Raw genomic sequence first — 23967 nt, 5'->3', positions numbered from 1 at the left:
TGTTTGGGCGCCCGTCTCCCCCCCCCCCCCCGTGGTCCCCCCCCCGCCCGCGCCCCCCCGGGGCCCCCCCCGGGGGGCCCCCGGCCGCTGCAACCACCACCCCGTCATCATCGGCGGAAGTTCCGACTGCCGGAATCCTCCACCTTCCACCGGCCGACGCTCCGACTCCCTCGCCAACAGCCGTCCGTCGCCTGCCCATTCATAGCCGTGATAGTGCACCTGTGCTTCTCCTCGAAGACACTGCTGCCCTGGTCGCCCGCAGGGCTGCGGGCGACCAGGGCAGGGATCGGACCAACCAGTACTCAGACCGACAGGCCGAACCTCAGCGGGTCAATGCCGGCGGCGCTCAACTCCTCGACGGTGAAGAGCAACGGCCGAACGTCCGGGCGCTTGCTGTCACCCAGGGCGAAGACACCGGGCGCGCCCGGCACCGCGCCGAGAGTCACGCACGTCTCGGTGTCGTCACCCGCTCCCTGATTGCCACCGCACGCACGGTTGAACTCGACGCGCGACAGGTCGAGTTCGTAGAGGCTGCACTCACTCATTGCCCACACCTTCCTGGCGAATTTGAGGCAAGAATTCCCCGCACCAAGAAGGTAGGCCCTGTCGACAGCCCTATCCATATCTATTCGCGAGGTTGCATAATCCCGCTAGACGCCGCGTCGAAAATCGTCCGACCATCGTTCAATCTGCGCCCGCGCGGCGCCATCAAAGAGCGCATACCCCTCCATGGTCGCGAACACTTCCACATGCATGGCCACGTCCCTTTGATCTCGAATCACCAGAACCCCGCTGGTCGTCTCAATCGTGACCAAGGATGTGTCGTAAACCGTGAACGTGTCCATGGGAGCAACCGGCATGACTCCTCGCAGCGGGATGACACCGATCCGGACATTGGGCAGCCTCGAAACGGAAGCAATGCGGTCCAGTTGCATCGCCATGGCCGGCGGTGAAATAAGCGGCCATCTCAGCGCCATCTCCGACAGCAGGAAGGTGAACCGCTTCCGGGTGTCGTAAAGGACCTCCTGGCGGCTCAACTTCCGGGCGATCAGCCCACTCTGATCCCCGTCGAGGTGGGCCAGGCTCGCCCTGATGTACTCGGGAGTCGACAGCAGGCCCGTGATCATCGAGAGCAGAAAGTACCTGAACTCAGAGGTGCCGGCCTCCAGCCCCGCGAGTTCCTGCTGCTTGTACTGGAGACCTCTTCGCCGGAGTGATCGGAGATCCTGCCACTCGGTCTGCGCCATACGAACAAGTTCCGTCACCCTGGCCAGCACGTCCGGCGGAGCGTCCAGTGCCCGGAGTATCTGCTCGACATCCACCGGGTTTGCCGGGGTCTTCCCGTTCTCGATCCGGGAGATCTTGGACTGCGACATGTTACAGCGCTTAGCGAGCCGGGCTCCCGAGAGCCCGGCTCGCTTTCGCAGCTCTTTCAATGTCGCAGCCAGTTCCTGTTTCGATCGGCCCAGCTGCTCCGGGTGGAGCGTCACGACCCGATGTACTCCAGGAAGGGCACGGATTCTGATACGGCGATTCGCTGAAACTCGATATAAGGCGCAGGATCACCGCCGAAGAGTTCGCGACTGATCTGGGTACCGTCCTCGCGGTAGTTCATCAGGACGACCTTGGACCTGTCGAACATCCAGAAGTCCTGAACATTCTCCAGGGGATTCTCCCTGTCGGTCACATCGAGAATGCGAATACCCTCACCCGCGAGGATATGATGCCGATAGTAATACTCGAACTCGAATCGAAGGTAGTCCGAGAGCGGTCGCGTGACGAGATGAACCCGCCCGACCGTCTTCCCCTCGGCAGACCACTGCCGAAGCTCGGCCATCCACCCGGACTCGTAGTCGTCGGGGGCGTGCTCCCCGGCCAGGAAGCGCGCCAGCTTCTCCGCTTCCTGCGGCATGGTGTAGACGGGCAGCGTCTCAAGCCGCCACGCCTCCGACCGCATGGAGTCGAAGCACTGCTCCCAGGCATCACCAGCCAAGAGCACGGAACGCCTCCCTCAGCACACTCTCGGGGATCTCCACCAGCCCCTCGCCCACGGGCGGGGTGAAGGCCTCGGACAGCTCCCCCTGAATCACGAACGCGCCCGCCTCCGTCCGGTAGACGTTGGGGCAGTCCTTCTCGCCGCATTCACCACTGCCACTGCCGGTGAGTCGAGTGAGCGCCGCACGTCCAGACACGTCAATCCTCCTTGGAGCGAGCCTGGTTGACCAGCCGACAGCCAAGTTAGCGAGGCCGGACGCAGGCCGTCCACGCATAACCGCGACTATGCACGTCATCGACTAACGATCACGCCACATGCCCCTCAGCCAGACCACTTCCCCCTCTCGCGTAGGAAGTCGGCCAGGCCGACTTCCTACGCCAGACGAGGTCCGCTCAGCCCGGGTAGGGGACCCAGCCCGGGGTGGAGGCGTCGTAGTGGGCCGCGGTTTCGGGGCGGAGGGCGGTGAGGGGGAGCCACTCGTCGTCGGGGTCGCGGTCGTCGAGGGGGCCGGGTGCCCAGGTCAGCAGGACGCGGTCCTCGGCGACCTCCGCGATCCAGCCGAGGAACTCCCGCCCGTCGTGGCAGGTGAAGCCCACCTTGGCGACGTCCTCGCAGCGGCGTGCGAGGTAGCCGTGCAGCCCGCTGGGCGGCCGCATGCCGAACCACTGCTCGGCGCCCCACTCCTCGAACCGCTGCACCTCGGTGAACCCCAGCTTCGCCGCAAGGCGTATCGAGCGGTCGTTGGCGGTCTGGGTGGTGAGCACCACCGGCTCGCCGGGGAGCGCGTCGGTGTACCAGCCGAGCACCGCCTCGCACGCCTCGGCGGCGTACCCGCGCCCCCATGCCTCCGGCAGGAACAGGTAGCCGAGTTCGGCCTCCCCGGTGTCCGGACGGACCCGGCTCCGGTGCTCCGCCGCCCGCCGGTTGAGCTCGACGGTGCCGATCATCGCCCCGTCGAGCTCGATCACGAAGAGGCCGGGACGCCGCCCCGGCACCGCGGGCACCATGCACTCAAGCTCGTCACGCGGTCGGGCGCCACCGGTGTACGCACCCACCTCCGGCGAGGCGAACAGCTCGATGAACGCCGCGCGGTCCCGGGCCTCGGACGCACGGAGCACCAGCCGCTCGGTCCTGATCGGGGCAGGGGGCCAAGCGCCGGGGCCGGGTTCGGTCATGGCGGACACCGTAGGCGCCCCCCGTTTTACGCGTCCAGCTCCGCGAGGAAGTCCAGGGCGACGGCCCACGCCCGCTCCGCGGCCTCGGCGTCGTAGTCCGCCAGGTCCGGGTCGGTGAAGAGGTGGCCGGCGCCGCGGTAGCGGTGGATCTCGACGTCGGCCCCGGCCTTGCGCATGTTGAGGTACCAGGCGTTCAGCCAGTCCTCCGACTCGAACGGGTCCGGCTCGGCGACGTGCAGCTGGACGGGGATCGAGGTGGCCGCGTCCTCGCGGATGTCTGAGGTGCCGTGCAGGAGGAGCAGGCCGCGGGCGTTCTCGTCGGCGAGGGCGAGGTTCTGGGCGAGCGAGCCGCCGAGCGAGAGGCCGGCGTAGACGAGGGTGTCGCCGGAGGCCAGCAGCGGGGCGGCCGCGCCGACCGCCCGGCGCAGGAGTTCGTCGCTGCCCACCTCCTCCTTGTACGCCATGCCCTCCTCGACGTCGTCGAAGGTGCGCCCCTCGTAGAGGTCGGGGGTGTGCACGGTGTGCCCGGCGGCGCGCAGCCGGTCGGCGGCGGCGTGGACGGCGGGGCGCAGGCCGTAGGCGGAGTGCAGGAGCAGGATCTGGGCCACGGGGAACTTCCTTGCAGCGGGCGGGGAACCGTCCCATCATCGCGCATGGCTGCCAGGTGACCGCGCCCACCCGGCGGAGTGGCGGGATGTCACGCACCGGTGAATCGGCGACGAACAGTCAGTTCATCCTATGGAACACCTCGTTACCCACCGGTAGCCTGTCGCCGTGACTGACCTTGTCAATGACATGACCGCCGCCCGCCCCCACCGCCGCCAGGTGCTCAAGGCCACCGCCGTCGTCGCGGGAGCCGCCGCCCTGCCGCTGGCCCTCGGCGCCACGGCCCAGGCCGCCACCGCCCCGCAGTTCCTGCACGGCGTCGCCTCGGGCGACCCGCTGCCCGACGGGATCCTGCTCTGGACCCGTGTCACCCCGGCCCCCGAGGCCGTCCCCGGCTCCGGCCTTGGCGCCGACACCGAGGTCCGCTGGGAGCTCGCCGCCGACAAGGGCTTCACCCGGATCGCGGCGAGCGGCACCGTGACCACCTCCGCCGCCACCGACCACACCGTCAAGGCGGACGTCCGCGGCCTCACCCCGGACACCGCCTACTGGTACCGCTTCACCGCCGGCGCCACCACCTCCCCGGTCGGCCGCACCCGCACCACCCCGGCCGCCGACGCCGCCCTCGACCGGCTCCGCTTCGGCGTGGCGTCCTGCGCCAACTGGGAGGCCGGCTACTTCTCCGCCTACCGCCACCTGGCGGCCCGCGGCGACCTCGACGCCTTCCTCTTCCTCGGCGACTACATCTACGAGTACAAGACCGGCGAGTTCTGCGCCGCCGGCTCCGTGGTCCGCCCGCACGCGCCCGCCCACGAGATCCTCACCCTCGCCGACTACCGCACCCGCCACGGCCGGTACAAGACGGACGAGGACCTCCAGGCCCTGCACGCCCAGGTCCCGACCATCGCCATCTGGGACGACCACGAGTTCGCCAACGACGCCTGGTCCGGCGGCGCGGAGAACCACACCCCGGGCGCCGAGGGCGACTGGGCGGCCCGGGTCGCCGGCGCCAAGCAGGCCTACTTCGAGTGGATGCCGGTCCGCCCCTCCATCGCCGGCACCACCTACCGCCGCCTGCGCTACGGCAAGCTCGCCGACCTGCACCTGATGGACCAGCGCTCGTTCCGCTCCCAGCAGGTCAAGGTCGGCAACGGCGAGGTGGACTCGGCCGACCGCACCATCACCGGCCGTGCCCAGATGGACTGGCTGAAGTCCGGCCTCTCCGCCTCCGACACCGCCTGGCGCCTGATCGGCAACGAGGTGATGATCTCCCCGGTCGCGCTCTTCTCGCTGCCGGACTACCTGCTGCGCCCGCTGGCCAAGCTGCTCGGCCTGCCCGGCGAGGGCCTGGCGATCAACACCGACCAGTGGGACGGCTACACCCACGACCGCCGCGAGCTGCTCGGCCACCTCAAGGCGAACGGCATCACCAACACCGTCTTCCTGACCGGCGACATCCACTCGGCCTGGGCCTCGGACGTCCCGAACGAGGCCGCGACCTATCCGCTGTCGGGCAGCGCCGCCACCGAGTTCGTGGTCACCTCGGTCACCTCGGACAACATCGACGACGTGCTGAAGGTCGCCCCGCAGACCCTCTCACTGGTCGCCGCCGCCGCGATCAAGGCCGCCAACCCGCACGTCAAGTGGGTCGACCTGGACTCGCACGGCTACGGCGTCCTGGAGGTCACCCCGGCCCAGACGCAGATGGACTACTACGTCCTCTCCGACCGGACCCGCAAGGACGCCACCAGCAAGTGGACGCGCTCCTACCGCACCAGGTCCGGCACCCAGCAGGTCGAGCGGGTCTACTCGCCCGTCAAGTAGCCACCACCGCACCGGGCCCCGCCCTCCGGCCGCCCCCGGAGGGCGGGGCCCCCCGCTTCCACCGCCGCCACCGGCCGCGGGCGGGCCGCCACCCCGCCGCCGCGCGAGGCGGCACTAGGACGGCGCTACGACGGCGCTACGACACCACGTCCTTGCGGGTGAACCCCCGGAAGGCGAGCGCCAGCAGCACCACCGCGTAGGAGAGCGACAGCGAGACGCCCTGCACCATGCCGCCCCACTCCACCCGCGGCTGCAGGGCGTCCGCCCACGCGTACTGCCAGTGCGCCGGCAGCCAGGCCCGCAGGTCCCCGAGCGCCGTGATGGCGTCCAGCACCCCCGTGACGATCGAGGCGAACACCGCCCCGCCGACCGCCCCCAGCGGCGCGTCCGTGGCGGTGGAGAGCCAGAACGCCGCCGCGGCGATCACGATCTCGCTCAGGAGGACGAACACCACCGCGACCGCCAGCCGGGGCAGCGCCTGCCCGGCGGTCAGGCTCGCCCCGGCGGGCAGCTGGAGGTCCCCCCAGCCGTACGCCGCGGTGCCGACCGCCAGCCCGACCAGCGGCAGCAGCGTCACGGCCACCGCCGAGAAGAGCAGCCCGACCAGGAACTTGCGCACCAGCAGCCGCGCCCGCGGCACCGGCGCGGCCAGCAGGTAGCGCAGCGAGGACCAGCTGGCCTCCGAGGCCACCGTGTCGCCGCAGAACAGCGCCACCGGGATCACCAGCAGGAAGCCGGTGCCCATGAACAGCATGGTCGCCGCGAAGTTCGGCCCGGACGCGGTGGCGAGCTCGATGAACGTCGTCCGGCCGGTCCGCCCGGGGGTGCCCGCGACCGCGAACGCCGCCAGGACGAGCAGCGGCATCGCGGCCAGCACCCCGCCGACCACCAGGGTCCGGCGCCGCCGCAGCTGCCGGACCACCTCGACCCGGAACGGCAGCGTCCGCCCGGCCCGGTAGCCGGCCGCGTGGTCGGCCGACCCGTCAGCAATCACGGCGCTCACGCCGCACCTCCGATCAGCGACAGGAACGCGTCCTCCAGCCGGCGCTGCGGCCCGGCCGACTCCACCGGCACCCCGAGCCGGACCAGCTCGGCGAGCAGCTGACTGCCCGCCATGCCGTCCAGCCGGACGAGCAGCCCGCCCTCCACGGCCTCGGCCGAACCGACCCCGTCCAGCGCGGCCACCTTGTCGGCCGCCGCCGCCAGGTCCGCCGCCCCGAACGAGGCGTCGGTACCGATCAGCAGCTGCGCGCCCGCACCGACGATCTCCGCGACCGCGCCGGTGGTGACCAGCCGGCCCCGGTCCATCACCACCAGGTCGGTGCAGCTCTGCTCGACCTCGGACAGCAGGTGGCTGGAGACGATGACGGTCCGCCCGGCCGCCGCGTACCGGATCATCACCTCGCGCATCTCGCGGATCTGCGGCGGGTCGAGCCCGTTGGTCGGCTCGTCGAGGATCAGCAGGTCCGGCAGGCCGAGCATGGCCTGGGCGATCGCCAGGCGCTGCCGCATGCCCTGCGAGTAGGTGCGCACCGCCCGGTCCAGCGCCTCGCCGAGCCCGGCGATGGCCAGCGCCTCCTCCAGGTGAGCGTCCGCCTCCGGGCGGCCGGTGGCCTGCCAGTACAGCCGCAGGTTGGCTCGCCCGGTGAGGTGCGGCAGGAAGCCCGCGCCCTCGACGAAGGCGCCGACCCGGGAGAGCACCGGCGCGCCGGGCCGCACCCGGTGGCCGAAGATCCGGATCTCGCCGGCGTCCGGCCGGATCAGGCCCATCAGCATCCGCAGCGTGGTGGTCTTGCCCGCGCCGTTGGGCCCGAGCAGGCCGAGCACCTGGCCCTGCTCCACCCGGAAGCCCAGCTCGCGGACGGCGTACTGGTCGGCGGCGCCCTTGTAGCGCTTGCTCAGACCGGTGATCTGCAGCGGTACCCCGGCCAGCTCCGGGTCGTAGGCCGGTCCGTGCGCCCGGCGCGCGGACCGGGCCGCGCGCAGCCGCGGCGTCAGCACCAGCGCGGCGGCCAGCGCCAGCGCCACCAGCGGCAGCACCCAGGTCCGGGACGGCAGCGGCGCCGCCTCGGTGACCAGCCCGTCCACGGTCGGCAGGGTCACCGGCCCGGTGACGGCCGCCCGGTAGGTGGCGGGCTCGACGGGCGAGGCGTAGGCGAGGTCGGTCGAGGCGAGCACCAGCCGCAGCCGGTGCCCGGCGTCGAAGGTGTGGTCGAGGGTGGGCAGCGCCACCGTGACGCTCCGCCCCTCGGGCGCGTCCGCGCCGGTCACCCGCAGCGGCGCGGACAGCTGCTGCGGCAGGCTCTGCTTGCCGTCGGGGGCGACGTCGTACAGCTTGGCGAAGAGCACCGCGTCCGGCCGGTCCGCCCGCACCCTGACCGGCACGGTCGGCTGTCCGGTCAGGTGCACCGAGCCGTCCAGCGGCGCCGACTCGAAGGCGGCGAACTGCCCGGGGAAGTCCAGTGAGATCCCGGCGCCGAGCGAGGACGCCTGGCTGAGCGCGCCGCCGAAGCCCGGCAGCGCGGAGATGTTGGGCGGCGCGCCGCCGGCCGGATTGGCGAAGGCCTGCTCGGGCTCGCCGGTGGGGGCCTTCAGCTCCACCTGCCGCGAGCCGGTGCCGCCGAGGCCCGGGTAGGCGTCCGCGGTCGCTCCGCGCAGCACCGCCTGGAAGCCCGTCGAGTCGACCCCGCCGGTCCGGGTCACCCGGAACGCCGGGCCCGGGACGCCGCCGCCGTCGTCCTTCGAACCGTCGCCCTTCGAGCCCTCGCCCGCCGGGCCGCCGCGCTTCAGGTACCGGTCGAACCACTCCGCGACCCGGGCGTCCACCCGGTCGCTGGTGTCGGTCGCGCCGTCGTGCCCGCCGGCGAACCAGTCCACCGCCACCGGGGCACCGTTGGCGGCCACCGCCCGGGCGATCGCGTCGCCCTGGTCCAGCGGGAACAGCGAGTCCTGCTGGCCCTGGACCACCAGCGTGGGCGCCTTCAGCCGCGCGGCGACCGAGGACGGGCTGGAGCGGTCGAGCAGCGCGACGGCCTCCGGATCGGCGTGCCCGGAGGTCGCCACCCGGTCGTACATCCGGCACAGCTCGTCCAGGAAGCGGCCGCAGCCGACCTTCCCGGCGCCCTGCTCGGGCGCCATAGCCGGCCGCGCCGCACCGCCGGAGGGCCCGAGCTCGCCCACCGAGCCGGTGGTGAAGAAGATCCCGGCCCACAGCTTCTTGAACACGCCGTCGGCCGCGCCCGAGCCGCGCACCCCCTGCGGGAACAGCGCGTCGGCCAGGTTCCACCAGGTGATCGCGCTGGCGACGGCGTCGATCCGGCCGTCGTGGGCCGAGCCGAGCAGCGCCACCGCGCCGCCGTACGAGGCCCCGGTGATCCCCACCCGGGGGTCGCCGGGGCCGTCCAGCCGTACCTCGGGGCGCTGCGCCAGCCAGTCGACCAGGTGCTTGACGTCCTCGACCTCGCGGTCCGGCGCGTTCAGCCCGATCTGCCCGCCGGAGCGCCCGAAGCCGCGCGCCGACCAGGTCAGCACCGCGTACCCCTGCCGGGCGAGCGCCTGGGCGCGCTCCCGCTCGCCCTCCTTGGAGCCGCCGAAGCCGTGCCCGAGCAGGACGGCCGGGCGCGGGCCGTCGCCGGTGGTGAAGAAGGACGTGTCCAGCTGGACGACCTGCGCGCTGCCGGGCGTCTCGGGCATCGCGAGGAAGCGGTCCTCCTGGCGGACGGACCGCTCACCGCCGGCCGCGACGGCCGCCGTCCCCATGCCGGCCACGGCCACCAGGGCGACCGCGCCGGCCACCAGTCTCCGTCCGGCGGCCGTCCCACGGCCTCGCCACCGGCGCCATGCCCCTCCGAGCTCCATGGCGGTGATCGTAGCCGCCACCGGAGTAGGCGTCCGATAAAACCACCGGCCCCCGCAGGGGCCGCCGGTCCGCGGCACCGCGGCCTACGACACCCCGGCCTACAGCACCCGGGTCATCGTCCGGTGCGGGATGCCGGCGTCGTCGTACACCGGCCCCTCGGCCGCGTAGCCCAGGCGCTCGTAGAACCCGAGTGCCTGCACCTGCGCGTGCAGCTCCACCTCGCGCGCCCCGCGCGCCAGCCCCGCGGCCTCGACCGCCCGGACCAGGTCCGCGCCGAGCCCGGTCCCGCGGGCCGCTTTCAGCACCGCGAGCCGCCCGAGCAGCACCCGTCCCTCGATCCCGCCGGTGATCCCCAGCGCCTGCTCCCCGAAGATCAGCCGCGCGGTCCCGAGCGGCTCACCGTCCGGGCCGAGCGCCAGCAGGTGCTCCGAGGTGGGGTCGAGGTCGTCCCACTCCTCCTCCTCGGAGATCCCCTGTTCGACGATGAAGACGTCCCGCCGGACACCGTGCACCAGCGCGAGGTCGGCCTCGCCCCGCGCCACCCGGATCGTCGTCGCCATCCCGTGCTCCTCAGCTCTCGGCGGCGATGATGTCCAGCGCCTTCCGCAGGTCCGCGGGGTACTCGCTGGAGAACTGGACCCACTCGCCGTCCGCCGGGTGCTCGAACCCGAGCGAGACCGCGTGCAGCCACTGCCGGGTCAGGCCCAGCCGCTTGGCGAGCGTCGGGTCGGCGCCGTAGGTGAGGTCGCCGACGCAGGGGTGGCGCAGCGCGGACATGTGGACGCGGATCTGGTGGGTGCGGCCGGTCTCCAGCTTGATGTCCAGCAGCGAGGCGGCCCGGTAGGCCTCGATGAGGTCGTAGTGGGTGACCGACGGCTTGCCCTCGCGGGTGACCGCCCACTTCCAGTCGGAGCTGGGGTGCCGGCCGATCGGCGCGTCGACGGTACCGCTGAGCGGGTCCGGGTGGCCCTGGACCAGCGTGTGGTACTTCTTCTCGGTCACCCGGTCGTGGAACTGCCGCTTGAGGTCGGTGTAGGCGCGCTCCGACTTGGCGACCACCATCAGCCCGGAGGTGCCGACGTCGAGCCGGTGCACGACGCCCTGGCGCTCGGCGGCACCCGAGGTGGAGATCCGGTAGCCGGCCGCGGCGAGCCCGCCGATCACGGTGGGGCCGGTCCAGCCGGGGCTGGGGTGCGCGGCGACGCCGACCGGCTTGTCGACGAGCACGATGTCCTCGTCGTCGTGGACGATCCGCATGCCGTCGACCGGCTCCGCGACGATCTGCACCGGCGCGGCGGGCGCCGGGATCTCGACCTCCAGCCAGGAGCCGGCGGTCACCCGGTCCGACTTGCCGGCGACGGCACCGTCGAGCGTCACCTTCCCGTCGGCGGCCAGCTCGGCGGCCTTGGTCCGGGAGAAGCCGAACATCCGGGCCAGGGCGGCGTCGAGGCGTTCGCCCTCCAGGCCGTCGGGAACGGGGAGGCTGCGGATCTGCGCTGCGGTACTCACCCGTACGAGTATGCCGGACGCGCGCCGCCCCGCCGTCCGCTCCCGTCCCGGGCGGGTGCGGGCGCTACTCGGCCCTGTCGGCCTTCTCGGCCTCGTCGGCCTTCTCGCCCTTGTCCACCTGCTGGTGCACGGTGCCGTCCGGGTTGCTGCCGCGGAAGGAGAGCAGCACGACGAGGATGCCGCCGCAGACGATCGCCGAGTCGGCGAGGTTGAAGACCGCGAAGTGCTGGACCGAGATGAAGTCCACCACGTGCCCGCGGAAGACGCCGGGCGAGCGGAACAGCCGGTCGGTGAGGTTGCCGAGCGCCCCGCCGAGCAGCAGGCCCAGCGCGATCGCCCAGGGCAGGCTGTACAGCCGCCGGGCGATCCGCCAGATCACCACGATGACGGCCGAGGCGATCATGGTGAAGACGACGGTCAGCGCCTGCCCCATGCCGAAGGCGGCGCCGGAGTTGCGGATCACCTGGAAGGTCACCACGTCGCCGATCACCTTGATCGCCGCGTGGTTCTCCAGCCGGGCCACCACCAGCAGCTTGCTGCCGAAGTCGATCAGGAAGGCGAGCAGGGCCACGACCAGCAGCACGCCGACGCGCCGGGGCCCCTTGGGCGCCTCGTCCGGCGCGGCCTCCCCGGTCGGGGCCGGTTCCTCGGTCTGCACGGGAGCCTCCGGCTGGACGCGGGCCTCCGGCTTCGCGGCGGGCGCCTTCCCGTCGGCCGGGGCCCCGGCCGCGTCGTCGGCGGGCGTCGGGACGGACTCGTCCCGGGTCTGGGGGGAACCTTGCGTACTGATGATCCGCTCCGCTGCCGTGACGTGGGGGGCCGGGGGCCGGTGGAAAACCCGATCCACCGAGGGATCGGGCGACGTTACGGGGTCGAGCCTACGGCAAGCCCGACCCCCCGCGTCGCCCCGGTCGGTCGCCCGGGAGCCGTCAGCGGCGCTCCTGCTTCGCCTTGCACTGGACGCAGAGCGTCGCCCGAGGGAAGGCCTGCATCCGCGCCTTGCCGATGGCCTGGCCGCAGGACTCGCAGGTGCCGAAGCCGACGCCCTCCAGCCGGGCCAGCGCGTGCTCGGTCTGGGCCAGGCTGTCGCGGGCGTTGTTGGCCAGCGCCAGCTCGCTCTCCCGCGAGATGTTCTTCGTACCGGCGTCCACCTGGTCGTCGCCGGCTCCGTCGTTGGAGTCCCGCATCAGACCGGTGATCGCCGCCTCGGCCGCGTCGATCTCGCGCTGGAGCCGGTCCAGCTCCCCGATCAGCTCCGCGTGCAGCTCGTGCACCTCCTCGGAGGTCCACGGGTCCTCGCCGGGCCGGACCGGCAGCTCGGCCGGGTCGACCGACTCGGCCCCGCCGCCGGAGGGCCGGGCGTTGGTCCCGGCCGCGGCCGGGGTGCGGGTGCGGCCCGGGGCCACGAGGGCGGTGTCGGTGCTGTTCTTTCGCCGTGCGGTAGTGGTCACGGTCCCCTCCCCTGGGTCGCCTGCCACGGCCTTGCGTGTCCGCTTGGTGGCGGTACCCGCGCCGGTTGCCTTCTCAGCCATGGCTTCGACCCCATCTACGAACGAATCGAGCCGCCGGTTCCCGGCGGCCTCCAGTGCCGGAACGATAATCCCGATCAAAAACGGTCACAACATGACATACCGGCGCCTCACAATGATCCCACCCGGGCAGACGTCATAGGCGCCACGCCCAGCACGCCGAACAGAGTTGTGCCCCCGGCCCCGGCGCGCCGAAACCGACTTGCGACGGCCGATACACTGGGCCTGCAAGGCGCAGATGGGGACGAGTACCGCAGTACGCAGCCACCAGCGACCCGGGGACGGTGCGAGCCCGGGGGTGTGCACGGCGCGAAGATCACCCCGGAGCCGCCGGAAGAACGGTCCGCGACATCGCTCGTCGGCCCGCTAGACCCGGCAGCAAGCCCAAACAAGAGGGCCGCAGCCAGTACCGCGGCCAAGGAGGGTGGTACCGCGGGACGGCACGCCGTCTCGTCCCTCCGTCGGATCCCGTCCACGCATCCGCCGGAGGTAGACGCCCGCGATGGCCAGCTCATACAACCCCGTCCCCGCCCAGGTGGACCTGCCCGCCCTCGAACACCAGATCCTCTCCTTCTGGCAGGACAACAAGGTGTTCCAGCGCAGCCTGGAGCAGTCCGAGGGCCGCCCGGAGTGGGTCTTCTACGAGGGCCCGCCGACCGCCAACGGCATGCCCGGCGCCCACCACATCGAGGCCCGCGTCTTCAAGGACGTCTTCCCGCGCTACCGGACCATGAAGGGCTACCACGTCGCCCGCAAGGCCGGCTGGGACTGCCACGGCCTCCCGGTCGAGCTGGCCGTCGAGAAGGAGCTGGGCTTCTCCGGCAAGCAGGACATCGAGGCGTACGGCATCGCGGAGTTCAACGCCAAGTGCCGCGAGTCGGTGACCCGCCACACCGACGCCTTCGCCGAGCTCACCACCCGGATGGGCTACTGGGTCGACCTGGACCAGGCCTACCGCACCATGGACCCGTCCTACGTGCAGTCCGTCTGGTGGTCGCTCAAGCAGATCTTCGACAAGGGCCTGCTGGTCCAGGACCACCGGGTCGCCCCCTGGTGCCCGCGCTGCGGCACCGGCCTCTCCGACCACGAGCTGGCCCAGGGCTACGAGACCGTCGTCGACCCCTCGGTCTTCGTCCGCTTCCCGCTGACCGGCGGCCCGCTGGCCGGCCGGGCCGCCCTGCTGGTGTGGACCACCACCCCGTGGACCCTGGTCTCCAACACCGCCGCCGCCGTGCACCCGGAGGTCACCTACGTGGTGGCCACCGACGGCACCGAGCAGCTGGTGGTCGCCGAGCCGCTGCTGGCCAAGGCCCTCGGCGAGGGCTGGGAGCCGACCGGCGAGTCCTTCACCGGCGCCGAGATGGAGCGCTGGGCCTACCGCCGCCCGTTCGACCTGGTCGAGATCGAGAACGCGCACTACGTCCTCAACGCCGAGTACGTCACCACCGAGGACGGCACCGGCATCGTCCACCAGTCGCCCGCCTTCGGCGCCGACGACCTCGCGACCTGCCGCAAGTACGGCCTGCCGGTGGTCAACCCGGTGCTGGCCGACGGCACCTTCGCCCCCGAGGTCCCGCTGGTCGGCGGCCAGTTCTTCAAGAAGGCCGACGAGGCCCTGGTCAAGGACCTCCAGGCCCGCGGCCTGCTCTTCCGCCACCTGCCGTACGAGCACAGCTACCCGCACTGCTGGCGCTGCCACACCGCACTGCTCTACTACGCGCAGCCGTCCTGGTACATCCGCACCACCGCGGTCAAGGACGCCCTGATCCGGGAGAACGAGGCCACCAACTGGTTCCCCGAGAACGTCAAGCACGGCCGCTTCGGCGACTGGCTGAACAACAACATCGACTGGGCGCTCAGCCGCAACCGCTACTGGGGCACCCCGCTGCCGATCTGGCGCTGCGAGGAGGGCCACCTCACCTGCGTCGGCTCGCTGGCCGAGCTGAGCGAGCTGACCGGCACCGACCGGAGCGGCCTCGACCCGCACCGCCCGTACATCGACGAGGTCACCTTCGCCTGCCGTGACTGCGGCGGCACCGCGACCCGGGTGCCCGAGGTGATCGACGCCTGGTACGACTCGGGTTCGATGCCCTTCGCCCAGTACGGCTACCCGTACGAGAACAAGGAGCTGTTCGAGAAGCGCTACCCGGCGCAGTTCATCTCCGAGGCGATCGACCAGACCCGCGGCTGGTTCTACACCCTGATGGCCGTCGGCACCCTGGTGTTCGACCGGAACAGCTACGAGAACGTCGTCTGCCTGGGCCACATCCTGGCCGAGGACGGCCGCAAGATGTCCAAGCACCTGGGCAACATCCTGCAGCCGATCCCGCTGATGGACCAGCACGGCGCCGACGCCGTCCGCTGGTTCATGGCCGCCGGCGGCTCGCCCTGGTCGGCCCGCCGGGTGGGCCACGGCACCATCCAGGAGGTGGTCCGCAAGACCCTCCTCACCTACTGGAACACCGTCGCCTTCCAGGCCCTGTACGCCCGCACCTCCGGCTGGGCGCCGTCCGCGGCCGACCCGGCCCCGGCCGACCGACCGCAGCTGGACCGCTGGGTGCTCTCCGAGCTGAACACCCTGGTCCGCGAGGTCGACGCGGCCTTCGAGGCGTACGACACCCAGCGCGCCGGCAAGCTGCTCTCCGGCTTCGTCGACGACCTCTCCAACTGGTACGTGCGCCGCGGCCGCCGCCGCTTCTGGCAGGGCGACGCCGCCGCGCTCGCCACCCTGCACGAGGCGCTGGAGACCGTCACCCGGCTGATGGCCCCGCTCACCCCGTTCATCACCGAGCGGGTCTGGCAGGACCTGGTCGTCCCGGTCGCCCCGGACGCGCCGGCCTCGGTCCACCTGGCCACCTGGCCGGAGGCGGACGGGTCGCTGATCGACACCGACCTCTCCCGGCACATGGCACTGGTCCGCCGCCTGGTCGAGCTGGGCCGGGCCACCCGCGCCGAGTCCGGGGTGAAGACCCGTCAGCCGCTGTCCCGCGCGCTGGTCGCGGCCCAGGGCTGGGACGAGCTGCCCGCCGACCTGCGCGCGCAGATCGCCGAGGAGCTCAACGTCTCCGCCCTGGAGTCGCTCGCCGAAGTCGGCGCCTCGCTGGTCGACACCACCGCCAAGGCCAACTTCCGCGCGCTGGGCAAGCGCTTCGGCAAGGGCGTGCAGGACGTCGCCAAGGCGGTCGCCGCCGCGGACGCCGCCGAGCTCGCCGCCGAACTGCGGGCCGGGGGCAGCACCTCCGTCGAGCTGAACGGCGAGACCGTCGCCCTCTCCCCCGACGAGGTGATCATCACCGAGACCCCGCGCGAGGGCTGGGCCGTCGCCAACGAGTCCGGCGCCACCGTCGCCCTCGACCTGGCGATCACCCCCGAGCTCAAGCGCCTCGGCATCGCCCGCGACGCGATCCGCCAGATCCAGGAGGCCCGCAAGAACTCCGGCCTGGACGTCGCCGACCGCATCGTCCTGCGCTGGCGGGCCAGCAGCGACGAGACCGCGGAGGCCATCGCCGAGCACGGCGCCCTCGTCGCCGAGGAGGTCCTCGCCACCGACTTCGCCGCCGGCGCGGCCGACTGGCAGTCCGACACCTTCTCCGACGACTCCCTCGGCCTCGCCTTCCAGCTCCGCAAGGCCTGACCGACCCGCCGAAGCCGCCGCCGGTCCCCGACCGGCGGCGGCTTCGCCGTTCCCTCCCCCACTCCCCCTCAGGCGCACGGCAGACCGCGCCCGACCCCCGCAACGGAAAAGCGCCCCCTCCCCGACCCCGAAGGGTCGAGCAGGGGGCGCTTCGCCGAACGGCTACCGCTAGTTGTCGCCGTCCTCGTCGATCAGGAAGCCCCGCATCGGCGCCGGCGCCTGCTGCATCGGCTGCGGCGGCTGCGGACGCACGGCCGCCATCGGCTGGGTCATCCCGGCCGGCTGCATCTGCGGCGCACCCGAGTTGCCACCCGAGGGCTGCCCGCCGAAGCCAGGCGCACCCGAGTTCCCGCCGAAGGAGCTCTGCCCGCCGAAGGAGGGCTGGTTCCCGCCGAACGCCGGCTGGCTGCCGCCGAAGCTCGGCGACGGGCTGCTCATCGCGCTCGCACCGGCCGGAGCCATCGACGACGCGGCCGGCGGCAGCGAAGCGGTGGCCGGGATCCGCGGCGGGGCGAGCGAGTCGTCCGCCTGCGACTCCAGCTGGCGCAGCTGGGTCTCCAGGTAGGACTTCAGGCGCGTCCGGTACTCACGCTCGAACGCCCGCAGGTCCTCGACCTTGCGCTCCAGCGTGGCGCGGGCGGACTCCAGCGAGCCCATCGCGACCCGGTGCTTCTCCTGGGCGTCCCGCTCCAGCGCGTCGGCCTTGGCGCGGGCGTCCCGCTCCAGACCCTCGGCGCGGCTGCGGGCCTCGCCGACGATCTTGTTGGCCTCGGAGCGCGCCTCGGAGATCGCCTGGTCGGCGGTCTGCTGGGCGAGCGCCAGGACACGGGCGGCGCTGTCGCCACCCGGGTTCGGCTGCTGCTGCTGCATCGGGGCGCCGAGCGGGCCGCCCATCTGCTGCTGCGGGCCGCCCATGGGGCCGCCCATCTGCTGCATCTGCTGCTGGCCCATGCCCTGGCCCATCGGGTTGCCCATGCCCTGCGGGCCACCGGGGCCGCCCATCGGCTGGAGCATCTGACCGCCCATCGGCTGGACCAGCTGCTGCTGGCCGCCCATGGTCTGGCCCATCTGCTGCTGCGGGCCGCCGGGGCCGCCCATCGGACCGCCCTGGCCGGCGGGGAGCTGCGGGGCGCCGGACGGCAGGCCGAGCGGCTGGTTGCCCATCTGCTGCTGCGGGCCGGGACCCATCTGCTGCTGCGGACCGCCCGGGCCCATCTGCTGCGGGCCACCGGGGCCGCCCTGCTGGCCAGGGACCGGCGGGCCGGATATGGCGGCCGGCACGGGGGCGCCGGGACGGGCGTCCTGCGGCGGCTCCTTGCGCATGTTGGCCTGGTTCTGCGCGGCGGCCCGGGTCGCGGCGGCCAGCTTGGCGCGCAGGTCCTCGTTCTCGCGGAGGAGACGGGTCAGCTCCGCTTCGACCTCGTCGAGGAAGGCATCGACCTCGTCCTCGTCATAGCCTTCGCGCAGGCGGACGGTCGTGAACTGCTTGTTCCGAACGTCCTCGGGGGTCAATGGCATCTCTTCACCTCAACGTGATCGTCGGCACACCGGCATCCTGTCGCATCGCTCACCTACGACTAGGGCCGCACAAGCGAGATCAGGACATACACAATGATCATCAGTACGAAGAAGGACAGGTCGAGCGCCACGCCCCCGAGACGCAGCGGCGGAATGAACCGCCGCAGAAGCTTGAGCGGCGGATCCGTGACAGTGTACGTGGCCTCAAGGACCAGGACCATGGCCTTGCCCGGCCGCCACGAACGTGCGAACTGGAACACCCAGTCCATCACCAACCGCACGAGCAGGAACACCAGGAAGACGGTCAGTGCGTAGTAGAGCACTGCCCACACGATCTCCATCGCGCTTCCCTCTCCCCTGTTCTCGGCCCTGGGGGCCGCTCTCCTGTCGCTAACTCACTGTCGATCAGATCCACACGTAAAGTCGTGGACGGGTCAGCTCTGGTTGAAGAACCCACCCTCGGCGATCCGAGCCTTGTCCTCCGCCGTGACATCGACGTTAGCAGGCGACAGCAGGAACACCTTCTGCGTCACGCGCTCGATACTGCCGTGCAGACCGAAGACGAGTCCAGCGGCGAAGTCTACGAGTCGCTTCGCGTCGGTGTCGTCCATCTCCGTGAGATTCATGATCACGGGGGTGCCGCCACGGAACTGTTCGCCGATGGTACGGGCCTCGTTGTAGGTCCTAGGGTGCAGCGTGGTGATGCGGTAGGGCTCTCGTTCGTTCACGACCTTGGGCATGATCACCGGGGCGCTCTTCTCCAGGTTGTGGCGGCGGTCGGGTGTGATGGACGACACTGGGGCCATCCTCGGGGTCTCCTGGCGGATCGGGACGGCGGCCGGCACCGGCTGCGGGGTGATGGAGGAGACCGGCGCGGGCGCCGGCGCGGCCGGCCGGGGGATGTCCTCGGTCCGCCCGGTCCGGATCGGCTCGGGGTCCGCGTCGTAGTCGTCATCGGGGTCGTACCCCTGGCCGTCGTACGTCTCGTCCTCCACGAGGCCGAGGTAGACCGCCATCTTGCGCATCGCGCCGGCCATGCTCCTGTCTCCTCCGCTTGTGGTGGACCGGCTCCGTCCCGGCGGCCGGGCCGTGCGGCCCCGCCTGCGGATTCCGCGGTCCGCCCACGACGCTTCGTCAGGCCGACGGCCAATCAAAGTTCGTGGATGAGGGCCGCGGAGCTGCGATCCACGGTTGGCTAGCGCTCAGATAAGCTGCTAGCTTCTGTCCTATTTTGTCCTGCAGTCTGATCTACTACCCGGTGACGTTACCCGAGGGGTGACCGCACTCCGAGTACCGCCGTTCCGACGCGCACATGTGTCGCTCCGGCGGCAATGGCCTGCTCAAGGTCACCGCTCATCCCTGCCGACACCATGGTGGCAGCCGGATGGGCGGTCCGTACGGCGGTTGCGATTTCCGCCAGCCGATCGAAGGCCGCGGCCGGGTCGCCGGCCAGCGGCCCGGCGAGCGGAGCGACCGTCATCACACCGTCCAGTCGCAGCCCGGGCGTGTCGGCGATGGCGTCGGTCAGTTCCGCGACGTCCGCCGGGGCGACCCCGGCCCGGTGCTCGCCCTCGCCGTGCTCCTTGTCCAGCGCGATCTGCACCAGGCAGCCGAGGTCGGCGCGCCCGGCCTTGCGCACCGCCGCGCCGAGCGACTCCACCAGCCGCACCCGGTCCACCGAGTGGACGTGGTCGGCGTAGCGGACGACCGAGCGGACCTTGTTGGTCTGCAGCTGCCCGACGAAGTGCCAGACCAGCGGAAGGTTTCTGCACTGCTCCGCCTTGGGCGCGGCGTCCTGGTCGCGGTTCTCCGCGACGTCGGTGACGCCCAGCCCGGCCAGCAGCGCGGTGTCCTCGGCGGGGTAGGTCTTGGTGACCACGATCAGCCGGACCTCGTCGCGCGCCCGCCCGGCGGCGGCGCAGGCGTCGGCGATCCGGCGCTCGACGACCTCCAGGTTGGTGCCCAGCTCCTCGTAGCGGGCGCGCTGCCCCTCGGTCAGCGCGTCCAGCCAGTCCTTGTCCGGAAACCGATCGGAGCCGCCCGGGAACGGTCCGTAGATGTCATTCGTCATCAGTGTTCAGAGCCCAACCAGACGTAGCTCGCGAGCCGACCCGTGCGCTGCTCGCGGCGGTAGGAGTAGTGATCGGCGGATTCGAGGGTGCAGACCGGTGAGCGCACCAGCCCGGCGACCCCCACGGCGGCCAGCTGGGCCTCGACTCCCTCCGGCACGTCCAGCGCCGGGGTCCCCCAGGAGGTCCGCGCGTAGGCGGCGGGCACCCGGTCGGCGACCTCGGCGCGCAGCTCTTCGGGCACCTCGTAGCAGCGGCCGCAGACGGCGGGGCCGGTGGCGGCGGTGATCCGCCCGGGCTCGGCGCCGAGCTCCAGCATCGCCCCGACCACCGCCGGGACCACCCCGGCGGCGAGGCCGGGCCGTCCGGCGTGGGCGGCGCCGACCACGCCCGCGACCGGGTCGGCCAGCAGCACCGGGGTGCAGTCGGCGGTGAGCACCGCCAGCGCCAGCGGCCGGTCGGTGACCACCGCGTCGACGGTCGGGGCCTCCCCCGCCGGCTGCCGCTCCGTCACCACGGCCACGTCCGCGCCGTGCACCTGGTTCATCCAGACCACGTCGGCCGGGTCCAGGCCGAGCACGCGGGCCGCGATCGCCCGGTTCTCCCGGACGGCCGCCGGGTCGTCCCCCACGGCGCCGCCGAGGTTCAGCTCCCCGTACGGCGAAGTGCTCACCCCGCCCCACCGGGTGGTGAAGGCGAAGTGAGCACCGTCGCGGACCGCGTGGTCGATCACTTAAGGAAGTCCGGAACGTCGAGTTCCTCGGCCGGGCTCTCCACGAACGGCTGGCGGACCGGCTGCACCTGCGGCGGCACCGGGGCCGCGGTCGCGGTGGCCGGGGCCTCGGCCGGGCGGGTCGGGGCGTCGCCCTCCGGACGGGAGGTCACCGAGCCGATGCCGCCGTACGAGGGCCGGCCGGACGGACGCTCGGGGGCGCCGCCGGACCCGGAGGCGGGCGGGTTGGCCGGGGCCGCGCTCGCCTTGACCACCGGCTCGCGGACGATCGCCGGCGGCTGACCGCCGTCGAAGCCCGCCGCGATGACGGTGACCCGGACCTCGTCGCCGAGGGCGTCGTCGATGACGGCACCGAAGATGATGTTGGCCTCGGGGTGGGCCGCCTCGCTGACCAGCTGGGCGGACTCGTTGATCTCGAACAGGCCGAGGTCGGAGCCGCCGGAGATGGAGAGCAGCACGCCGCGGGCGCCGTCGATCGAGGCCTCCAGCAGCGGCGAGGAGATCGCCATCACGGCGGCGGCCTTGGCACGGTCCTCACCGCGGGCCGAGCCGATGCCCATGAGCGCCGAGCCGGCGTCCGACATGACCGACTTGACGTCGGCGAAGTCGAGGTTGATCAGACCGGGGGTGGTGATCAGGTCGGTGATGCCCTGGACACCGGAGAGCAGGACCTGGTCGGCCGAGCGGAACGCGTCCAGCACGCTGACCTGGCGGTCGGAGATGGACAGCAGTCGGTCGTTGGGGATCACGATGAGGGTGTCGACCTCTTCGCGCAGGGCGGCGATGCCGTCCTCGGCCTGGTTGGCACGCCGCCGGCCCTCGAAGGTGAACGGGCGGGTGACCACGCCGATGGTGAGCGCGCCCAGCGAGCGGGCGATGTTGGCGACCACCGGTGCGCCGCCCGTACCGGTGCCGCCGCCCTCGCCGGCGGTGACGAAGACCATGTCGGCCCCCTTGAGGACCTCCTCGATCTCCTCACGGTGGTCCTCGGCGGCCTTCCGGCCGACCTCGGGGTTGGCGCCGGCGCCGAGGCCCCGGGTGAGTTCACGGCCCACATCGAGCTTGACGTCGGCGTCGCTCATGAGGAGGGCCTGCGCATCGGTGTTGATCGCGATGAACTCGACGCCCTTGAGACCGACCTCGATCATCCGGTTGATGGCGTTGACACCACCGCCGCCGATACCGACGACCTTGATGACTGCGAGGTAGTTCTGCGGTGCTGCCACGTCGAAGGCCTCTCGCCTCGAATTTCCGGGTCGGCCCGAGGCCCGGTGCGGGCCGAACCGACGGATGTCGATGGGTAGGGAGCCTGGTTTCTGACGTAATGTCCGAAATGCCGACCGCCGACCCCAACCCTAAACTTGACCTTTAGGGTTAGTGCTGTGCCTCTGTCACATCACCAGGGAACACAGTCTGGTGACACAGGACACTAGGTGGCTCCGGCCACGTGTTTCAACGAACACGCCGAGCTTCCCTTTTTCTTTTGAGCCTATGTGATCATCGACCGGCGCATGAAACCGGGGTGACCACCAAGCGTCAGGCCGACACGAAACCGCGTCAAGCCCACCCGTCGCCCGTCGCCACCTTTCGGCGACGTGCTTCGCGTGAAACCCTTGTGCCCCAGAAACCTACCGGATCATCCGGACACCGCCGGCGAGTCCGGGGCGCTCACATCGAAGTTCGTACCCTTCTGAGTCAGCAGTGCCACCAGGACCCGGGCTTTTCGATCGATCTGCTCGGGACTCCCCCAGCGCACCGTCACCCCGCCGCCGAGCTGCAGCTGGATGTCGTCGTACGAGTGCACGAGAACGGCCCCGGCCTTCTGGCGCACGTCCGCCGGCAGGCCGGCGGCCACCGCCACGGCGCCCTGCACCAGCTGCGGACGGCCGATCACCGACTCGACGTCCAGGGCCTGCTGGCTCAGCTTCAGCTCGACCACCGGCACCCCCTCCGGGGCGGCCGGTTCGGTGGCGAAGCTCACGCCGCCCGCGTCGACCTGGGTGAACTGCCCGTCCTCGCCCTTGACCACGGCGACCGCCGTGCGCTGGGCGACCTTCACCCGCAGGGTGTTCGGCCAGCCGCGCCAGACCTCCGCCCGCGCCACCCGGGGGATCGCCTCCACCCGTCGGCGGGCCTCGTCGAGGTCCACCCGGGCCAGCGGGCCGGAACCGACCCCGCCGATCGCCGAGCGGACCTCGTCGGCCGTCAGCCGGTCGTCCCGCATCCCCTGCACCGAGACCGAGCGGACCTCCAGCACCGAGGAGAGGAACACCAGCCAGGACAGCGTGCCGAGGAGCACCACCGCCAGGGCGCCCAGCACCACCGCCCCCCGCCGGGAGAGCCGGAGCCGAGGAGCGTACTCCTCGGCCTCGAACTCCTCGTCGAGGGGATCGGCGGGCCGGGCGTCAGCCACGACGGCGGCCGCCCCGGGCGGCCTCGATGGCCTCGTAGACCATGCCGACCAGCAGGTCGTCGGCGTCCCGGCGGCCGAACTCGGCGGCGGCCCGGCTCATGTCCCACAGCCGCTGCGGGTCGGTGAGCACCGGCAGCACGTTCTGCAGCACCCAGTCCGGGGTCAGCTCGGCGTCGTCGACCAGCAGGCCGCCGCCGGCCTTGACCATCGGCTGGGCGTTCAGCCGCTGCTCGCCGTTGCCGATCGGCAGCGGCACGAACGCGGCGGGCAGGCCGACCGCGGCCAGCTCGGCCACCGTCATGGCGCCGGCCCGGCAGAGCATCATGTCGGCCGCCGCGTAGGCGAGGTCCATCCGGTCCAGGTACGGCACCGGGCGGTACGGCGGCATCCCGGGGATCTCGTCCACCTGCGGCAGCTCGTTCTTCGGGCCGACCGCGTGCAGGATCTGCACCCCGTACTGCTGGAGCCGGGGGGCGATCGCGGCGATCGTCTCGTTCAGCCGGCGGGCGCCCTGCGAGCCGCCGGAGACCAGCAGGGTGGGCAGCCGCTGGTCGAGGCCGAAGTAGTGCCGGGCCTCCGGGCGGACCGCGTTGCGGTCCAGGGTCGCGATGGTCCGGCGCAGCGGGATGCCGATGTACCGGGAGTCGCGCAGCTTGCTGTCCGGCGTGGAGACGGCGACGAAGTCGCTGTACCGGGCGCCGATCTTGTTGGCCAGGCCGGGCCGGGCGTTGGCCTCGTGCACCACGATCGGCACACCGGCCCGCTTGGCGGCCAGGTAGGCGGGCATCGCGACGTAGCCGCCGAAGCCGACCACGGCGTCCGCCTTGACCCGCTCGATGATCTCCTGGGCGGCCCGGACGGTGCCGCGCAGCCGGCCCGGCACGGTGATCAGCTCGGGGGTGGGCTTGCGGGGCAGCGGGACGGCCGGGATCAGCTCCAGCTGGTAGCCGCGCTCGGGGACCAGTCGGGTCTCCAGGCCGCGCTCGGTGCCGAGGGCGGTGATCCCGACGGACGGGTCATGCCTGCGGAGGGCGTCCGCGAGGGCCATGGCCGGCTCGATGTGACCGGCGGTCCCCCCGCCGGCGAGTACGACATGCACCGA

At 72.0% G+C, this 23967-nt stretch carries 21 protein-coding genes and 1 pseudogene; 2 read left to right on the top strand and 20 right to left on the bottom strand.

All coding sequences use genetic code 11. The annotated features are described in order from the left end of the window. Positions 1 to 302: 302 nt before the first annotated feature. The 6 genes and pseudogenes from ACFVFS_RS01410 to ACFVFS_RS01385 all read right to left on the bottom strand — a co-directional run bounded on the left by ACFVFS_RS01410 (position 303) and on the right by ACFVFS_RS01385 (position 3779). The gene (locus ACFVFS_RS01410) at positions 303 to 545 is read right to left on the bottom strand and encodes a DUF397 domain-containing protein (RefSeq protein ID WP_380618835.1); all 243 of its coding nucleotides are present in this window, start codon (positions 543 to 545) and stop codon (positions 303 to 305) included. A 105-nt stretch (positions 546 to 650) separates the two neighbouring features. Continuing rightward, positions 651 to 1490, bottom strand: a complete 840-nt coding sequence (locus ACFVFS_RS01405; RefSeq protein WP_380618833.1) for a helix-turn-helix domain-containing protein — start codon at positions 1488 to 1490, stop codon at positions 651 to 653. Then, positions 1487 to 1999: a DUF6879 family protein gene (locus ACFVFS_RS01400; RefSeq protein WP_380618831.1), complete on the bottom strand. Its 513-nt coding sequence runs from the start codon at positions 1997 to 1999 to the stop codon at positions 1487 to 1489. The genes ACFVFS_RS01405 and ACFVFS_RS01400 overlap by 4 nt, the downstream gene beginning before the upstream one ends. Further along, on the bottom strand, positions 1983 to 2192 hold the full coding sequence (locus ACFVFS_RS01395) for a hypothetical protein (protein ID WP_380618829.1): 210 nt from the start codon (positions 2190 to 2192) through the stop codon (positions 1983 to 1985). Before ACFVFS_RS01395 ends, ACFVFS_RS01400 begins: the two co-directional genes overlap by 17 nt. A 448-nt stretch (positions 2193 to 2640) precedes the next feature. Further along, positions 2641 to 3171: pseudogene (locus ACFVFS_RS01390) on the bottom strand (GNAT family N-acetyltransferase); the annotation flags it as partial. Between the two features lie 26 nt (positions 3172 to 3197). Beyond that, the gene (locus tag ACFVFS_RS01385) at positions 3198 to 3779 is read right to left on the bottom strand and encodes a dienelactone hydrolase family protein (RefSeq protein WP_380618827.1); all 582 of its coding nucleotides are present in this window, start codon (positions 3777 to 3779) and stop codon (positions 3198 to 3200) included. A 187-nt stretch (positions 3780 to 3966) separates the two neighbouring features. Between ACFVFS_RS01385 and ACFVFS_RS01380 the strand changes: the two genes are divergently transcribed. After that, a complete protein-coding gene (locus ACFVFS_RS01380) occupies positions 3967 to 5601 on the top strand; it encodes an alkaline phosphatase D family protein (RefSeq protein ID WP_380619121.1) in 1635 nt (544 codons plus the stop codon). A gap of 136 nt (positions 5602 to 5737) precedes the next feature. On the opposite strand, the gene ACFVFS_RS01375 is transcribed toward ACFVFS_RS01380, so the two are convergent. The 6 genes from ACFVFS_RS01375 to ACFVFS_RS01350 form a co-directional block, all read right to left on the bottom strand. After that, complete coding sequence (locus ACFVFS_RS01375) at positions 5738 to 6604, bottom strand: ABC transporter permease (RefSeq protein ID WP_380618825.1); 867 nt, start codon at positions 6602 to 6604, stop codon at positions 5738 to 5740. After that, positions 6601 to 9459 (bottom strand): alpha/beta fold hydrolase, encoded by a 2859-nt coding sequence (locus ACFVFS_RS01370; protein ID WP_380618823.1) that lies wholly within the window; start codon positions 9457 to 9459, stop codon positions 6601 to 6603. The genes ACFVFS_RS01375 and ACFVFS_RS01370 overlap by 4 nt, the downstream gene beginning before the upstream one ends. Before the next feature lie 99 nt (positions 9460 to 9558). Beyond that, positions 9559 to 10020, bottom strand: a complete 462-nt coding sequence (locus ACFVFS_RS01365; protein ID WP_380618821.1) for a GNAT family N-acetyltransferase — start codon at positions 10018 to 10020, stop codon at positions 9559 to 9561. Positions 10021 to 10030: 10 nt separating this feature from the next. Continuing rightward, positions 10031 to 10969 carry an RluA family pseudouridine synthase gene (locus ACFVFS_RS01360; RefSeq protein WP_380618819.1) on the bottom strand — a complete coding sequence of 313 codons (939 nt, stop codon included), beginning with the start codon at positions 10967 to 10969 and terminating at the stop codon, positions 10031 to 10033. 64 nt (positions 10970 to 11033) lie between these two features. After that, positions 11034 to 11816 carry a signal peptidase II gene (gene lspA / locus ACFVFS_RS01355; protein WP_380618817.1) on the bottom strand — a complete coding sequence of 261 codons (783 nt, stop codon included), beginning with the start codon at positions 11814 to 11816 and terminating at the stop codon, positions 11034 to 11036. A gap of 82 nt (positions 11817 to 11898) precedes the next feature. Next, a complete protein-coding gene (locus ACFVFS_RS01350; protein WP_380618815.1) occupies positions 11899 to 12420 on the bottom strand; it encodes a TraR/DksA family transcriptional regulator in 522 nt (173 codons plus the stop codon). 580 nt (positions 12421 to 13000) lie between these two features. On the opposite strand from ACFVFS_RS01350, the gene ileS reads away from it, so the two are divergent. Then, positions 13001 to 16132 carry an isoleucine--tRNA ligase gene (gene ileS / locus ACFVFS_RS01345; RefSeq protein ID WP_380618813.1) on the top strand — a complete coding sequence of 1044 codons (3132 nt, stop codon included), beginning with the start codon at positions 13001 to 13003 and terminating at the stop codon, positions 16130 to 16132. 168 nt (positions 16133 to 16300) lie between these two features. Here the strand turns inward: ileS and ACFVFS_RS01340 are convergent, their stop codons facing one another. The 8 genes from ACFVFS_RS01340 to murG all read right to left on the bottom strand — a co-directional run bounded on the left by ACFVFS_RS01340 (position 16301) and on the right by murG (position 23964). Further along, a complete protein-coding gene (locus tag ACFVFS_RS01340) occupies positions 16301 to 17650 on the bottom strand; it encodes a DivIVA domain-containing protein (RefSeq protein ID WP_380618811.1) in 1350 nt (449 codons plus the stop codon). A 59-nt stretch (positions 17651 to 17709) separates the two neighbouring features. After that, the gene (locus ACFVFS_RS01335; protein WP_030301231.1) at positions 17710 to 17991 is read right to left on the bottom strand and encodes a YggT family protein; all 282 of its coding nucleotides are present in this window, start codon (positions 17989 to 17991) and stop codon (positions 17710 to 17712) included. A 93-nt stretch (positions 17992 to 18084) separates the two neighbouring features. Continuing rightward, on the bottom strand, positions 18085 to 18687 hold the full coding sequence (locus tag ACFVFS_RS01330) for a cell division protein SepF (RefSeq protein ID WP_344333946.1): 603 nt from the start codon (positions 18685 to 18687) through the stop codon (positions 18085 to 18087). Between the two features lie 227 nt (positions 18688 to 18914). Beyond that, positions 18915 to 19721, bottom strand: a complete 807-nt coding sequence (locus ACFVFS_RS01325; RefSeq protein ID WP_380618808.1) for a YggS family pyridoxal phosphate-dependent enzyme — start codon at positions 19719 to 19721, stop codon at positions 18915 to 18917. Next, positions 19721 to 20452: a peptidoglycan editing factor PgeF gene (pgeF, locus tag ACFVFS_RS01320; protein WP_380618806.1), complete on the bottom strand. Its 732-nt coding sequence runs from the start codon at positions 20450 to 20452 to the stop codon at positions 19721 to 19723. Before pgeF ends, ACFVFS_RS01325 begins: the two co-directional genes overlap by 1 nt. Then, the gene (gene ftsZ / locus ACFVFS_RS01315; RefSeq protein ID WP_380618804.1) at positions 20449 to 21678 is read right to left on the bottom strand and encodes a cell division protein FtsZ; all 1230 of its coding nucleotides are present in this window, start codon (positions 21676 to 21678) and stop codon (positions 20449 to 20451) included. Before ftsZ ends, pgeF begins: the two co-directional genes overlap by 4 nt. A 410-nt stretch (positions 21679 to 22088) precedes the next feature. Further along, positions 22089 to 22865 (bottom strand): cell division protein FtsQ/DivIB, encoded by a 777-nt coding sequence (locus ACFVFS_RS01310; protein ID WP_380618802.1) that lies wholly within the window; start codon positions 22863 to 22865, stop codon positions 22089 to 22091. Continuing rightward, positions 22858 to 23964 (bottom strand): undecaprenyldiphospho-muramoylpentapeptide beta-N-acetylglucosaminyltransferase, encoded by a 1107-nt coding sequence (gene murG, locus ACFVFS_RS01305; RefSeq protein ID WP_380618800.1) that lies wholly within the window; start codon positions 23962 to 23964, stop codon positions 22858 to 22860. The genes ACFVFS_RS01310 and murG overlap by 8 nt, the downstream gene beginning before the upstream one ends. Between the last annotated feature and the right edge of the window lie 3 nt (positions 23965 to 23967).

This window comes from Kitasatospora sp. NPDC057692, from assembly GCF_042799475.1.
In the GTDB taxonomy this organism is placed as follows: Bacteria; Actinomycetota; Actinomycetes; order Streptomycetales; family Streptomycetaceae; genus Kitasatospora.
This window is presented reverse-complemented; position numbering and strand designations above follow the sequence as displayed.

Excerpts from the sequence above, each read along its gene's own strand:
- ACFVFS_RS01410 (WP_380618835.1), bottom strand. The coding sequence starts at position 545 with ATGAGTGAGTGCAGCCTCTACGAACTCGACCTGTCGCGCGTCGAGTTC.
- ACFVFS_RS01380 (WP_380619121.1), top strand. The coding sequence starts at position 3,967 with ATGACCGCCGCCCGCCCCCACCGCCGCCAGGTGCTCAAGGCCACCGCC.
- ACFVFS_RS01370 (WP_380618823.1), bottom strand. The coding sequence starts at position 9,459 with ATGGAGCTCGGAGGGGCATGGCGCCGGTGGCGAGGCCGTGGGACGGCC.
- ACFVFS_RS01365 (WP_380618821.1), bottom strand. The coding sequence starts at position 10,020 with ATGGCGACGACGATCCGGGTGGCGCGGGGCGAGGCCGACCTCGCGCTG.
- ileS (WP_380618813.1), top strand. The coding sequence starts at position 13,001 with ATGGCCAGCTCATACAACCCCGTCCCCGCCCAGGTGGACCTGCCCGCC.
- ACFVFS_RS01340 (WP_380618811.1), bottom strand. The coding sequence starts at position 17,650 with ATGCCATTGACCCCCGAGGACGTTCGGAACAAGCAGTTCACGACCGTC.
- ACFVFS_RS01335 (WP_030301231.1), bottom strand. The coding sequence starts at position 17,991 with ATGGAGATCGTGTGGGCAGTGCTCTACTACGCACTGACCGTCTTCCTG.
- ACFVFS_RS01330 (WP_344333946.1), bottom strand. The coding sequence starts at position 18,687 with ATGGCCGGCGCGATGCGCAAGATGGCGGTCTACCTCGGCCTCGTGGAG.
- ACFVFS_RS01325 (WP_380618808.1), bottom strand. The coding sequence starts at position 19,721 with ATGACGAATGACATCTACGGACCGTTCCCGGGCGGCTCCGATCGGTTT.